The sequence below is a fragment of the Gordonia sp. NPDC003429 genome (assembly GCF_053588575.1).
The window spans coordinates 115,141-128,130 of record NZ_JBSFQF010000004.1 but is presented as its reverse complement, the minus strand read 5'-3'; the positions used below and the strand labels follow the sequence as shown (position 1 = coordinate 128,130).

11 protein-coding genes and 2 pseudogenes are annotated in these 12,990 nt (G+C 68.8%); 7 read left to right on the top strand and 6 right to left on the bottom strand.

What is annotated here, in order from left to right; all coding sequences use genetic code 11:
- Positions 1 to 6: 6 nt before the first annotated feature.
- From ACWDSI_RS07175 to ACWDSI_RS07165, 3 genes are all read right to left on the bottom strand, one after another.
- Positions 7 to 906, bottom strand: coding sequence for a cation transporter (locus ACWDSI_RS07175; RefSeq protein WP_449756099.1), 900 nt, complete (start codon positions 904 to 906; stop codon positions 7 to 9).
- Positions 907 to 949: 43 nt separating this feature from the next.
- A complete protein-coding gene (locus ACWDSI_RS07170) occupies positions 950 to 1,885 on the bottom strand; it encodes an alpha/beta hydrolase (RefSeq protein ID WP_449756098.1) in 936 nt (311 codons plus the stop codon).
- A gap of 63 nt (positions 1,886 to 1,948) precedes the next feature.
- Complete coding sequence (locus ACWDSI_RS07165; protein WP_449756097.1) at positions 1,949 to 3,319, bottom strand: S1C family serine protease; 1,371 nt, start codon at positions 3,317 to 3,319, stop codon at positions 1,949 to 1,951.
- Between the two features lie 243 nt (positions 3,320 to 3,562).
- On the opposite strand from ACWDSI_RS07165, the gene ACWDSI_RS07160 reads away from it, so the two are divergent.
- Entirely contained in the window at positions 3,563 to 4,963 is a 1,401-nt protein-coding gene (locus ACWDSI_RS07160; protein WP_449756096.1) for an LCP family protein, read from the top strand.
- Positions 4,964 to 5,048: 85 nt separating this feature from the next.
- The gene (locus ACWDSI_RS07155; RefSeq protein ID WP_449756095.1) at positions 5,049 to 6,464 is read left to right on the top strand and encodes a purine-cytosine permease family protein; all 1,416 of its coding nucleotides are present in this window, start codon (positions 5,049 to 5,051) and stop codon (positions 6,462 to 6,464) included.
- A gap of 94 nt (positions 6,465 to 6,558) precedes the next feature.
- Here ACWDSI_RS07155 and ACWDSI_RS07150 read toward each other — a convergent pair whose 3' ends face one another.
- Entirely contained in the window at positions 6,559 to 8,190 is a 1,632-nt protein-coding gene (locus ACWDSI_RS07150) for a PucR family transcriptional regulator ligand-binding domain-containing protein (RefSeq protein WP_449756094.1), read from the bottom strand.
- A gap of 86 nt (positions 8,191 to 8,276) precedes the next feature.
- Here ACWDSI_RS07150 and ACWDSI_RS07145 point away from each other — a divergent pair, with 86 nt between their 5' ends.
- The 5 genes and pseudogenes from ACWDSI_RS07145 to ACWDSI_RS07125 all read left to right on the top strand — a co-directional run bounded on the left by ACWDSI_RS07145 (position 8,277) and on the right by ACWDSI_RS07125 (position 12,069).
- A complete protein-coding gene (locus ACWDSI_RS07145) occupies positions 8,277 to 8,798 on the top strand; it encodes a nucleoside deaminase (protein WP_449745222.1) in 522 nt (173 codons plus the stop codon).
- Entirely contained in the window at positions 8,795 to 9,784 is a 990-nt protein-coding gene (locus ACWDSI_RS07140) for an isopenicillin N synthase family dioxygenase (RefSeq protein ID WP_449756093.1), read from the top strand. The genes ACWDSI_RS07145 and ACWDSI_RS07140 overlap by 4 nt, the downstream gene beginning before the upstream one ends.
- 21 nt (positions 9,785 to 9,805) lie before the next feature.
- Complete coding sequence (locus tag ACWDSI_RS07135; protein WP_449756092.1) at positions 9,806 to 10,852, top strand: PHP domain-containing protein; 1,047 nt, start codon at positions 9,806 to 9,808, stop codon at positions 10,850 to 10,852.
- 202 nt (positions 10,853 to 11,054) lie between these two features.
- A pseudogene (cynS, locus tag ACWDSI_RS07130) lies at positions 11,055 to 11,506 on the top strand (cyanase).
- A gap of 107 nt (positions 11,507 to 11,613) precedes the next feature.
- Positions 11,614 to 12,069 carry a hypothetical protein gene (locus tag ACWDSI_RS07125; protein ID WP_449756091.1) on the top strand — a complete coding sequence of 152 codons (456 nt, stop codon included), beginning with the start codon at positions 11,614 to 11,616 and terminating at the stop codon, positions 12,067 to 12,069.
- Positions 12,070 to 12,107: 38 nt separating this feature from the next.
- Here the strand turns inward: ACWDSI_RS07125 and ACWDSI_RS07120 are convergent, their stop codons facing one another.
- Positions 12,108 to 12,401 carry a hypothetical protein gene (locus ACWDSI_RS07120; RefSeq protein ID WP_449756090.1) on the bottom strand — a complete coding sequence of 98 codons (294 nt, stop codon included), beginning with the start codon at positions 12,399 to 12,401 and terminating at the stop codon, positions 12,108 to 12,110.
- Positions 12,402 to 12,423: 22 nt separating this feature from the next.
- Positions 12,424 to 12,927 (bottom strand): annotated as a pseudogene (locus ACWDSI_RS07115) (LLM class flavin-dependent oxidoreductase); the annotation flags it as partial.
- Between the last annotated feature and the right edge of the window lie 63 nt (positions 12,928 to 12,990).

Genomic DNA, 12,990 nt, shown 5'->3' with positions numbered 1-12,990 from the left:
ACCCGGTCAGTCCTCGATCAGCGACCTGTCGGTGGACAGTTCCACCGTCGCCCACACCTCATGGTCGGTGGCCTTGAGGCGGTCGGTGATGAAGCGGCGCACCCGGTCTTCGTCCTCGACCCGCCAGATCCCCGAACCGACGAGGAAGTCGACTTCCACATACAGTCGGCGCCCGAGCCGGGTGGAGCGGACGAGCGGATCGGTGAGTCCGAACTCGGTGGCCGCGTCGGTGGCCGCGGCGTTGATGATTCCGGCGATCTCGGGTGGGGGCGCGGCCTCGAGCAACTCGCGGATGCCTTGGCGGGCCAGTTTGATCGCCATCGGTGCCACGCCCGCCGTGGCGATCAGGACCAGTGTGGGGTCCACGTAGGCGGCTGCCGCGTCGGCCCCGGAACGCTGCAGTGCGATCGCGACTGCGCCGCCGACCGCCACCATCAGGCTCATCAGGGTGCCCGCCCGCCAGCCCACCATTTCGGCGGCTGCGAGTTGCGACACGCTCGCCGGACTGCGCAATGCCAGCACGATGAGCAGCGACACCAATGCCGAGACGGCTCCGTAGAGTGCCACCGAACCAGGTGCCGCATTCGATCCGCCGTTGAGGATGACCGAGACCGCATCGGCCGCGCCGTAGACCAGCGTGGCCAGCAGCGCGGCACCCTGCAGGGCCACCGCGAGGGGGGTCGCGCCATGCCGGCCGAAGGGGAATTCGGCGGTGGGTTCGCTGCCCGCGGCGCGCGCGGCCAGCATCGACGTCGCGACCAGGGCGATTCCGGCGAGCATGTAGATGCCGTCGAACAACACCACACTCGAACCGCTGATGACGCCCCACACCACCGCGCCGCCGCCGAGTACGGCGGTCGCCGCCAGGCTCAGCCGCAGTGCCCGACGTTCGGAGTTCGCACTCATGCCGAACACCCTCCCGTCTGCGGTGCGCTCGCGTGGGTGCCGCTCAGCGGTCGTGGAACCATCCGGAGTTCTTGGCCCGCCACGTCATCTCCTCCCAGTACCCCCAGCTGTGGGTACCGATCGTCGGGTAGTCGGTGGTGATGGGCAGCCTCCCGAGCAGGGCGGCAACCTCGAAGGCGCGGGTCTGGGCGAGCGAGAGCGCTTCGAGCGGTGTGCCCTTGATGGAGTTGGAGACGTTGTCGTCACGATTTCCCCACAGGGCGGAGCCCGCCGCCACACGGATTCTCATGCCGTGCATCCGGGGAACCTGGACGAGTGGATCGTTGTCGAGCCACCGGCCGCTCCACGGTGGTCCCCACATGTCGTCGGAGTTGAACGGACCCACTCCTGCCTCGATGCCCGCGTCGAAGAGCGCAGCACGCACGGCCGACCGCATGCCCGGCGCGGACAGATTCAGGAATCCCGACATCGAGAAGGCGTGCGAGATGCGCGCCCGGTGATAGGCGCCGTAGATGAGCGCGGCGTTGCCGCCCATGGAGATCCCCATGATCGCGTATTTGTGTCTGGGCCCGACATCGAGTCCGCGCCGGTCCAGCATGGCCACCAGGGTGTTGAGTCGACACGTCCACAGGTAGCGATATCGCAACGAGTTGAGGCTGTGCGGGGCGTCCCAGTCGGTGTAGAAGCTGGCCAGGCCTCCGGCCGGGGCCACCACGTTCACCCCGGAGTCGGCCATCCGCCCGACGTTGGTCAGCAGCTTCCAGCCGCTCGCCGTGGACGTGGCACGCAGCCCCGACAACGCGATCACCGTCTTGTAATTGCCCGGCCGGGTCCACATGTCGACCGCGGTGGCGGGCATGCCGCAGCCGCCCAGCATCACCCGCTGGTAGGTGGCCGCCTCGGCGCGTCCCGCGCCCACCAGTGACCCCAGAACCGTGAGCACGATCAATGCGCAGATCACCAGACGACGGAGTGTCATCCCCGTAGCATCTCATGGCCGTATGCGGCGATGAGGCGGTCATTGGTCCCGGTGCGGTGCCGATCAGGGCACGAGTCCGCCTCCGTCACCGCCGAACGGGAGCGGTGAGCCGCCCGAATCGCCCGACCCGCTCTGCTCCGGAATCGTCGTCTGTTGCTTGTCGACGGCACCACCGAGCTTCACCTGCATGGTTTCGGTCCGGCCGTTTCTGGTGACGGTGACCGGAATGGTCTGCCCGGGGGTATGGGTGAGAATCTGGGCCATGAGATCGGCGTAGTTGCTGACCGGCACGTCGCCCACCTTCGTGATGACGTCGCCCGCGCGGATGCCCGCGTCGGCGGCTGCTCCACCACTTTGTACCCCGGTGACCCGGGCGCCGTTCACGGCTGCGCCGCGGGCGGATTCGAGCGAACCCGACACACCGAGCACCGGCTTGGTGGCCTGACCGTTCTGCAAGAGTTCGTTGGCCACCCGCTTGGCGGTGTTGATGGGAATCGCGAAACCCAGACCGAATGCCTGCGGGCCGCCGCTGCCGGCCTGCCCGGTGTCGACGGCCGAGTTCACCGCGATCACCTGGCCCTGCAGATTCACCAGCGGCCCTCCCGAGTTGCCCGGGTTGATCGGGGTGTCGGTCTGCAGACCGTTGTAGACCGTGACCGAACCGCCCTGCTCGTCGGCCGCGGTCACGGTGCGCGAGAGCGCGCTGACGATGCCGGAGGTCACCGTGTTCGAGAGGTTCTCCGGGCTGCCGACGGCCACCACCTGCTCACCGACCTGCAGGGTGCTGGAATCGCCTATCGCCGCCGGGGTCAATCCCGACGCCCCGTCGAGTTTGATCACCGCGATGTCATAGGAGGGGGACGTGCCCTTGACCGTCGCCGGATACGTCTTCCCGTCCGGGGTGGTCACCTCGATGGTGCTTCGGTCACCGGCTCCGGCCACCACGTGGTTGTTGGTCAGGACGTAACCGTCGGGGGAGAGGATGATGCCGCTGCCGACGGCGGTGCCCTGCGACGTCGCGACCTTGATGTCGGCGGTCGAACGCGACGCCACCTGAGCTGCGTAGGTGATGGAACCGGGCTTGGCGTCGACGGCCGGGGTGGCCGCCGCGGGCGCCGACGCGATCACCGGTGCACTGCCCGACGAACCGTGATCGAGCAGGGCGTACCCCCCGGCGCCCACGCTGCCGCCGATGAGTCCGGCGAGCAGGGCGGTTGCCACGATCGTTCGCGCGGTGCCGTGTCGAGGCGAAACAGGTTGCGGTGCAGAATAATACGTCGACGCTGCTTGGTGCGACGGCGGTACAGGGCCGGCGCCCTGGTCGAAGTACGTGCTGCGCCAACCGGAGTGGTCGGCCGGGACGTGCGCGTCGGGCCGCGTGTGGGGCCCGGTGAGAGGTGCCGTGGGGCCCTCGTCGGATCGTTCGTTGCTCACGCGACCACTGTGCCGACGATCTCTGAGAAGAGTGTCAGAACACAATGGTCGGTTTCCTGACAGAACACCAACCGTCGGATGTGCCTCTGCGACCGGGCTGTCCGGGTGGCGAAGATGGGGCTGTCCGGGTGGAGAAGTTTGTCGTGTGCTCAGTGCACTCACAGGAGTCCGCCGTAGTCTCCCCATCCGGCGGAGCGCCCGTTCCGTGCAGAGCGAGCGGAGGGCAGAGCGAGCGGAGAGCGGATGCACGATCGGAATGCCGGGTCGCGTTCTGTTTCCCGCTACCGCGCGCCCAACGGGCGGCGACTCACCGCCGGCGAGGTGGCCCGCGCCGCGTCGGCCGGCCCCGTGGGCTCGCCACCCGGCCCGTCGGATCAGGTGCAGCACCGTATGGCACCGGCGCTGCGCAGCCGCCCGGAATCCGCGGCGACCCGGAAACGACGCCGTCCGGGCGTGGGCAAGGCCGTCGGAGCCGCGCGGGTGGCGGTGGCGCTGTGCTCGGTCACCGTGCTCGGGTTCGTCGGGGTCGCGTGGGGTGCGGCGCATCAGGTGTCGACGGGCTTCGGGCGTTCGGCTGCGTTGGGGTCGGCGCCGACGTCGGGCGGCGGTGCGGAGAACATCCTCCTGATGGGCCTGGACACCCGGAAGGATGCCGACGGCAACGACCTGTCACCCGAGGTCCTTGCGCAACTCCACGCCGGTGGCAGCGACAACGGTGGCTACAACACGAACACGTTGATCCTGGTGCACATCCCCGCCGACCGGAAGAACATCGTCGCGTTCTCGATACCGCGAGACGATCTGGTGACCGTGGACGATGTCGACGTACCGCGGGCGAAGATCAAGGAGGCCTACGGACGCCGCAAGGCGATCGTCGAGCAGCAACTACTCGACCAGGGCATCACCGACCCGCAGACGCTGGAGTCCCGTGGTCGCGAGGCCGGCCGGGCATCGACCCTGCAGACGGTCCGGGCGCTCACCGGGGTCCCGATCGACCGTTTCGCCGAGGTCAGCCTCGTCGGCTTCTACGACGTCGCCCAGGCGCTCGGCGGCATCGACGTCTGTCTCAATCACCCGGTGCACGACAGTTACTCGGGCGCACGATTCCCGGCCGGCCGCCGGCATCTCAACGCTTCGCAGGCGCTCGCCTTCGTACGGCAACGTCACGGCCTCGACAACGGCGACCTCGACCGCACCCACCGCCAGCAGGCGTTCCTGCTGTCGGTGTTGCACCGCATGCAGAGCACCGGCATGCTGACCGATCCGGGACAGCTGAACCGTCTGATGAGCGCGCTGAACCGAGATGTCGTGCTGTCCGACAAGTGGGATCTGCTGCCCTGGGGTCAGCAGATGCTGGCGCCGACCGGGCAGCGCATCAGTTTCCGCACGCTGCCGGTCGAGCGTTACGACACCCTCGACGGTGAGGACGTCAACATCGTCGACACCGATCAGATCCGCACGCTGGTCCAGACCGCGTTCGGGATGCCCGTCGCGGCGCCGACGGCAACGGGTGCGGGGACCGCAGCGGCGGGCGCCTCCGCGGCCGCCGACTCCACGTCCACGTCCGTCCCCGATCCGGCGGGACCCCAACCCGACACCGGGGGAGCGGTCACCGCCGACGGTGGGGTGCCCTGCGTCGACTGACGCGTCGATCTGTCGCCGATTGCCGGTTCGGCAACCGACACTTCGTCGGTTGCCCGCGGGGGTGATGGGCAGCACAGTATCGGCCATGACCATTGGCGCACCCACCGACAACGCCGACCCGACCGTCTCACAACTCGGATACGGCAAGAAGGTCCTCGCCGTCGAACCCGGTGGCAGTGAGCCGATCGCGCTCGAGGCGCGCCACGGCAAACCCCGGGGACTGTTCTGGACGTGGACAGCGCCGAACCTCGAATTCGCGACCATCTTCGTCGGGGTCCTCGCGGTCGCGGTGTTCGGTCTGTCGTTCTGGCAGGCGGTGGCCGCGATGGTGCTCGGCAACGGTCTGGCCGCCGTCGCGCACTACCTGCTCTCGGCCGAGGGTCCGCTGCACGGTGTGCCGCAGATGGTGTTGGGGCGGTTGGCATTCGGATATCGCGGCAACATCCTGCCTGCCACATTCATGGCCGTGATGTGCGGAGTCGGCTGGTTTGCCACCAACAGCGTCAGTGGGGCGTTCGCGCTGTCGACGCTGTTCGGATTCACCCCGCTCGTGGGGTTGATCGTGATCGTGGTGGCACAGACCGCATTCGCGTTCTTCGGCCACAATCTGGTGCAGCGTTTCGAGCGGATCGCCGCGCCACTGCTGGCCATCATCTTCGTGATCGGCGCCGTCATCATCTTCAGCAAGTCGCATGTCAACGCTCCGGCCAGTGGCGGCGGATTCTCGATGGCCGGGTTCTGGCTGACGGTGGGCGCGTCGTTCGGCTACACCGCCGGCTGGACGCCCTACGCCGCCGACTACACCCGCTACCTGCCCCCGACGGTCTCGAAACTGCACACCGGGCTGTCGGCGTCGGCGGGCTTGTTCGTCTCGTGCACCTTCCTGATGCTCGTCGGTGCCGCATCGGCGACCATCGGGGAGCCCACCTCGGACAATCCGACCGAGGCGTTCACCGCGAACCTGCCGACGCTGATCGCCGATCTCACGCTGCTCGCGATCGCGGTGGGGGCGGTCGCCGCCAACGCGATCAACATCTACTCCGGCGCGATGGCGTTCGTCACCATGGGATTCAGGCTGCCGATGCGCACGCAGCGGGCGCTGGTGACCGTGTTCTTCGGTGTGGTCGGATTCCTGGTGGCCTGGTGGGCGCTGGCCGACGCGGCCGCCTCGTACGAGGCGTTCCTGCTGCTGGTCGCGTACTGGATCGGGCCGTGGCTCGGGGTGGTGTTCGCCGACCGGGTGCTGCGTAAGGAACCGCCCTCGCTGGCTCTGCTCTACGACACCCGGTATGCGAACTGGGGCGGATTCGCCGCCTTCGTGATCGGCTTGGTCGGGTCGGTGCTGCTCTTCTGCAATCAGACCAAGTTCGTCGGCTACGTGGTCCGGCAGGTCCCCGAACTCGGCGATATCGGCGCGTTCGCCGGATTCGCGATCGCGTTCGTGGCATATCTGATCCTCGCCCGCAAGAAGGTGGAGGAGTCGGTGCGCGTCTACGGATAGCGCCGCGTCGCCCGCATGAGCCCGGGGCCCGGTCCGACGGAGAGGCACGTCGGATCGGGCCCCGATCCATGCGCCGACGCAGCACGCCTTTCGGTCAGTGGTCTTTCGCGCCGGACTCGCGAACCGCTCCATCGGCACGTGATGCGCTGAACGCCAGTAACATCGGCGCATACATGTCGGGCTCGGTCGGATCGAACCCGAGAAGCCCCCGGATTCGGTCGAGGCGCTGATACAGGCTCTGGCGACCCACATGAAGCACCTCCGCCGACCGGGTGGCACTGCACCCGTTGCGTAGGTGTACCTCCAGTGTGGGTGCCAGGCGGGTGGACGCGACGGCGTCGTGAGCGATGAGCGGCGCGATGAGCGCCGCCAGTTCCGCGCGCGTCGCCGACCCGGCGTGTCGCATCGCGGCCTCGGCCACCAGCGAGCGGGCGGTGAACACCCGCGCGGTCGACGCGCCGTCGCGCACCAGATCCACTGCGATCCCCAGCCGATCCGAACAGGTCCGCAGTGAGTGCCCCACCGCACGTGCCACGGCCGCACCCGGTCCCAGACCTGCGGGGCGGACGACGTCGCCGACCACCACGGTGACCCGGCCGTTGGTGGTGGCCCGCCGCGTGAGCGCGCGCGCCACACGTTCCACCGCGTCGTCGGACGCCTCGCCCCCGGCGACCACCACCACCGCCTGCACCGTGGCGTCCACGGTGGCGCGCACGGTGCCACCGATCCCCGATGCCGCGTCGGGGGCCAGCGCGTCGGCGAGCAGAACCTCGGCCATCCGCGGGTCGGGAGAATCGGCGCTGATCGGGATCAGGTGCGACGAGGCGGATACCGACACCCCGGACACGCCCAATCGTGAATACAGGTCGGCACGTCGGATCGGCCGGGCGGCCAGCAGTTCCTCGATCAGCCGTTCGCCGACCGCCGACCGCGACGTGCCCGACCGCGACAGCGCGGTGCCGATCGGGCCGCAGGCGCAATCGAGAAGTGCCGCAACGAGTTCTGTTCGCACCGAATCGGGTGCCCGGCCGGCGATCACCCGTGCGATCTCTCGTCCGCGCACCGTGACCGGCGCCGAGGCCGACGCGGTGTCCACCATCCGCCACGCGGAGCGGTCGTCGTCCACCCCGTGCGCGGCGAGCAGGGCACCACCCCCACCCACCAGCACGATCGGACACCGCGCGGCATCCGAGACGTGTTCGAGCATGAGGGCCACCCCGTTCGACGCGCCGAGGTCGCGGTGCAGTTCGGCGTCGAGTGCGCCCCGGGCCCGCAGATCGGAGAGCTCACCGGAGACGATGGCGGTGTTGGCCTGTCGGCACACCTCGATGAACGGTAGGACGCGCCGCAGTTCGATGATCGGCAAGCGGCACGACGACCCCTCCCGGACCATCTCGTCGGGCACGGCGTCAAAGGTGCGGCCCACCTCGAAGGCCAGTCCGGCCACACCGCGTTCGGCCAGATCGCGTACATAGTGCCTGCGGGTGCCCGCGTCGAGGCCGGCCAATCCCAGACCCGTGGTGAGCAGCAGTTCGCCGCCGGCCAGCAGCGGCCCGATCTCGAAGATCTCACTCGAATGCACCCAGTTGACCACCACGTCGAGACGGTCGTGGGCGGTGAGCACATGCGGGTCGGCGCCCACCAGGAACTCGTCGACGATTCGCTGTAGCGTCGCGCCGGTGGCGTGATGCGGTGGTGATTCCGGGACAGATTCCGCGATGGACATGCACTGACGATATGCACGTCGGCATCGCTCCGCGACACGACGGACTGTCGGTTGCCGCGACCGACGGTGCGCGGCACGCTCACATCATGTCCCTTGACCGTCCCGTCGATCTGGGTCGCACGCCCGCCGGTGCAGACGTTTTCGCCCTGCTGGACGTCTCGGCACTCGTCGACGTCGCCTACCGCCAGGCCCGACAGGGGTTGGCCGAGGGCGGAATCCCGATCGGCGCCGCACTGTTCGGTACCGACGGCACACTCCTCGGCGAGGGCCGCAATCGCCGCGTGCAACACGACGATCCGTCGGTGCATGGTGAGACCGATGCCTTCCGGGCTGCGGGCCGGCAACGCGACTACTCGTCGACGATCATGGTCACCACGCTGGCGCCCTGTTGGTATTGCAGCGGACTCATCCGTCAGTTCGGCATCGGCGCGGTGGTGATCGGGGAGAACCGGACGTTCTCGGGAGGCGAGGAGTGGCTTCGTGAGCTGGGGGTGGATGTGACCGTTGTCGACGACCCGCGGTGCGTGTCGATGATGACCGACTTCATCGCCGAACGCCCCGCCCTGTGGAACGAGGACATCGGCGTCGCGGAAACGGAGATCCGATGAGCGTTTCGGCGTCGGGCACCGCCGGCCCCATCCTCACCGTCGATCTCGCACAGTGGCGTGCGGGAGGCGCGCCCGCCGATGCGGTGTGCGCCGCGGTCGACGAATCGCTGCAGCGGGCAGGTTTCCTGCTGGTGACCGGGCACGGCATCGACCCGGCGCTGCCCGCCGCGCTGCGCGCCGCCGCGCGTGACTTCTTCGCGTTGCCCAGCGAGGTGAAAGAACAGTACGCCGTCGGTGTGGGCGGGCGCGGGTGGATCGGCCCGGGTATGGAGGCCAACGGTTACGCCGAGGGCACCGAGACACCACCAGATCTCAAGGAGACCTACAACTCCGGCGCGCAGACCCCCGTCGGCGTCCCAGAGGTCGACGACTTCTGGTTCGCCCCCGACGTCTGGCCCGCCGAGGCGCCCGCACTGCGACAGCTGTTCACCGCGTGGACAACCCAGATGAAGGCGTTGTCCGACGACCTGCTCGCCCTGATGGCGGCGTCGCTCGGTCTCGCCGGTGAGCGCAACCCGTTCCGCGGGCTCGCCGCCAACGCCACCTGGACCTCCAACATCAACCACTACCCGCCGATGACCGTGGTCGGTGCCCCCGAACCCGGGCAGTTCCGGATCGGACCGCACACCGATTTCGGCACGGTCACCGTCCTGGACCGCGAACCGGGCGCCGGTGGACTGCAGGTCTACAGCGAGCAGGGCGGCTGGGCCGACTCCCCCTACGATCCCGCGGCACTGACCATCAACATCGGCGACCTGCTCGAATACTGGTCGGGTGGTCGCTGGCCGGCGGGCCGCCACCGCGTGCTGCCACCGCAACCGGAGACGCCGGAAGAAGACCTCGTGTCGCTCATCTACTTCTACGAGCTCGATCACGACGCCGTCGTCACACCGCTCGAACCCCCGCTGGGCCGGGAAGCCGGCCGGCCGCCGGTGACGGCGGGCGACTTCATCAAGGAGAGGCTCGACGCGATCACCGTCGGATGACCGGCGACTACCCTCACCACCATGAGGGCATTGCCACCGCTCGCCGCGCCCGTCGATCCGGTCGATGCGCTCACCCGTATCGCGTGGCTGCTCGAGCGTGACCGGCAGAGCACCTACCGGGTGGAGGCGTTCCGGCGTGCCGCCCGCACCGTGTCCGCACTGCCCGCCGGGGAACTCGACCAGCGTGCCGCTGCGGGTTCGTTGACCGACCTGCCCGGCGTCGGCACGTCCACCGCAGAGGTGATCGCGTCGGCGATCTCGGGACGTGTGCCCGCCCGGCTCGCCGAGCTCCAAGCCGGTGCGCCGGCTGTTGCCGACGGCGGCGCGGACCTCTACCGGCTGCTCCGCGGTGACCTGCACGCACACACCGACTGGAGCGACGGTGGCGCCTCCATCGAGGAGATGGCCTCCGCGGCAACCGCATTCGGACAGGAATGGCTGGCGATCACCGACCACTCGCCGCGCCTGACGGTGGCCAACGGACTCAGCGTCGAACGGCTTGAACGGCAGATCGCGGAGATCGAGCGTCACGATCGCGCCGGCTCGGGCGTCGTGCTGTTGACCGGTATCGAGGTCGACATCCTCGACGACGGCACCCTCGATCAGTCCGACGAGATGCTCGACCGTCTCGACGTGGTGACCGCGTCGGTGCATTCCGCGTTGAAGATGGACGCCGCGCCGATGACCCGCCGCATGGTCGCGGCGGTGCGCAATCCGCGGGTACGGGTACTCGGCCACTGCACCGGGCGGCGCGTGCTCACCGGTCGCGGACACCGCGAACCGTCGAGATTCGATGCGCACCAGGTCTTCTCGGCGTGTGCGGACAGCGATACCGCCGTGGAGATCAACTCCCGGCCCGAGCGGGTGGACCCGCCCGATGATCTGATCGAACTCGCCCGCGACCTGGGTTGCCTGTTCGCCGTCGATTCCGATGCGCACGCGCCGGGCCAGCTCGAGTTCAAGGCTCTCGGCGCCGAACGTGCCGAACGACTCGGCATCGACCCGGACCGGATCGTCACCACCTGGCCGCTGACACGGGTCACCCGGTGGCTTCGTAACAACCATTGAACAAACCGCCGACAACGGCGCGGAGTCCCGCGGGCCTTCTCCGATCACGCGAACCGTCGACAGCCCGCGCGAACAGATACCACCCGCGGAAACAGATACCCCCCGCGGGAACCCGGACCGCCGGTGACAGCCTCGACTGGCGGTCACCGTGTGCAGCGGCGAGGGTGGAGGTGTCCGCATCCCATTTCCGTGAGGAGCCCTGGTGAACGCACCCATCATGAAGAAGTCCGACGCCGCCGAGCTGATCGTCGCCGCCCGTATCCGCGCGGGTCTGAGCTGGAACGACATCGCCGAACGGATCGACGCACCGGTGGTCTGGACGGTGGCGGCGCTACTCGGCCAGCATCCGGTGCCCGCCGAGAAGGCCGAACTCGTCTGCGAGATGCTGGGATTGGGCGAGGGGGTGGCCGAGAGTCTGCGGAACAACCCGCGCGGGTCCGCGACGACGATCTGGCCACCGACCCGACCATCTATCGCCTCTACGAGGCGTTGGCCGTGTACGGTCCGGCCCTCAAGGAACTGATCCACGAGGAGTTCGGTGACGGCATCATGAGTGCGATCAACTTCAGGGTCGACATCGCGCGCCGACCCGATCCCGACGGCGACCGCGTGGTGATCACCTTCGACGGCAAGTTCCTCGATTACCGCTGGTGAGGTGCGGCGACGCCGATATCGTCGGTCGATGGTGGCGAAGTGGCGTCGTCGTCGCCACACTGGTAGCCAGCAGCCGCGTTCGAGCGCGCGGGCACAGGAGGTAGACGATGGCAGGCAACAACGGACCTTTCGGGTTCGATCCGGACGACTTCGACAGATTCGCCCGTGAGGCAGGTGACGGCCTGCGCGACATGGTCGGTCGCTTCCTCGACACCCCGGGCGGTGTGAGTGCCTTCTCGGCGATCTTCGACCAGGGTGGTGCGCAACGCACCCGGGCGCGCCGACCCGAACCCGAGACCACCGGTGACACCGGGTCGGGGGTGTGGGCGGTCTTCGTCACCGACGTCGACGGCGGCGCACGCGTCGAGCAGGTCTTCGCCACCGAGATCGACGCACTGCGCGCCAACCAGCGCAACACCGACCCGCATCGTCGCGTCCGCTTCCTGCCCTACGGCATCGCGGTGAGCGCGCTGGACATCGCGGTGCCCATCGACGACGCCATCGCCCGCCCGGTCGACGACCCCGACACCGGGTCCGCAGGCGAATCCAACCCCGACGCCTGACCGGACCCGCGGGGTGAGTCGGTTCTCCGCCCGGCCGCTCAGGCCGCGCGGACGAGCGCGATCACCTCGCTGAGTGCGTCGACGTCGGCGGGTGAGGGTTCGATGAGGGTGAAGTAGGACACGCCGGCGAGTTCGTGAAGGCGTGTGATGCGCTCGGCGACCTGAGTGGCAGTGCCGTGCAGGAGATTCACCGATTCGCGCAGGGCGTCGTCGTCGAGATCGGGGTTCCAGCCGCGCAGCGCCGACACATCCGTCTCGCGGCCCACCGCGAGATCGAAGACGATCACGTTGAGTTCGATCTCGTCGAACCGTTCGCCGGCCGCCGCGCGCACGTGGGCGGCCCGTTCCAGCAGCCGCGTCGACCGTCGGCAGATTCGACAGCGCCACGATGTCGGCCTTGCGCGCCGCGAGGGAGAGCATCCGGTCGCCGATCCCGGCGATCATGATCGGCGGGTGTGGCTGGGCGAAGGGTGGCGACGCCGTCGGGTCGTCGAAGGCCGCCCGCAGCTGATCCACTGTGGTCTCCAGGTGTGCGATGCGTTGCCCCGGACGCCCGAATGGGATTCCGGCGGTGTCGAATTCGGACTCGACATATCCGGCGCCCAATCCGATCTCCAATCGTCCGCCGGTCAACTGGTCGACGGTGGCGAGGTCGCGGGTGAGTAGCGCGGGCGAGTAGAACGGCGCATTGAGCACGAACGTACCCACCCGCAGTTCCGGCGCCTCGGCTGCAGCGGCCACCAGGGCGGGTGCCGGGCCGATGAGACCCAGATGGTCGGGTACGAGAACGACGTCGGCGCCCGCGTCGGCAACCGATCTCACCTGCGCGCGAAACTGCTCCCCGGTGCCGGTTCCCATCAGGTTGACGCCGAAACGGATTCCCTCGGTCATTGACCCCTCAACCCGGTGAGGGGTCCATGT

Coding starts and splice junctions, on each gene's coding strand:
- ACWDSI_RS07170 (WP_449756098.1), bottom strand. CDS start 1,885: ATGACACTCCGTCGTCTGGTGATCTGCGCATTGATCGTGCTCACGGTT.
- ACWDSI_RS07155 (WP_449756095.1), top strand. CDS start 5,049: ATGACCATTGGCGCACCCACCGACAACGCCGACCCGACCGTCTCACAA.
- ACWDSI_RS07160 (WP_449756096.1), top strand. CDS start 3,563: ATGCACGATCGGAATGCCGGGTCGCGTTCTGTTTCCCGCTACCGCGCG.
- ACWDSI_RS07150 (WP_449756094.1), bottom strand. CDS start 8,190: ATGTCCATCGCGGAATCTGTCCCGGAATCACCACCGCATCACGCCACC.
- ACWDSI_RS07135 (WP_449756092.1), top strand. CDS start 9,806: ATGAGGGCATTGCCACCGCTCGCCGCGCCCGTCGATCCGGTCGATGCG.
- ACWDSI_RS07175 (WP_449756099.1), bottom strand. CDS start 906: ATGAGTGCGAACTCCGAACGTCGGGCACTGCGGCTGAGCCTGGCGGCG.
- ACWDSI_RS07140 (WP_449756093.1), top strand. CDS start 8,795: ATGAGCGTTTCGGCGTCGGGCACCGCCGGCCCCATCCTCACCGTCGAT.
- ACWDSI_RS07125 (WP_449756091.1), top strand. CDS start 11,614: ATGGCAGGCAACAACGGACCTTTCGGGTTCGATCCGGACGACTTCGAC.
- ACWDSI_RS07145 (WP_449745222.1), top strand. CDS start 8,277: ATGTCCCTTGACCGTCCCGTCGATCTGGGTCGCACGCCCGCCGGTGCA.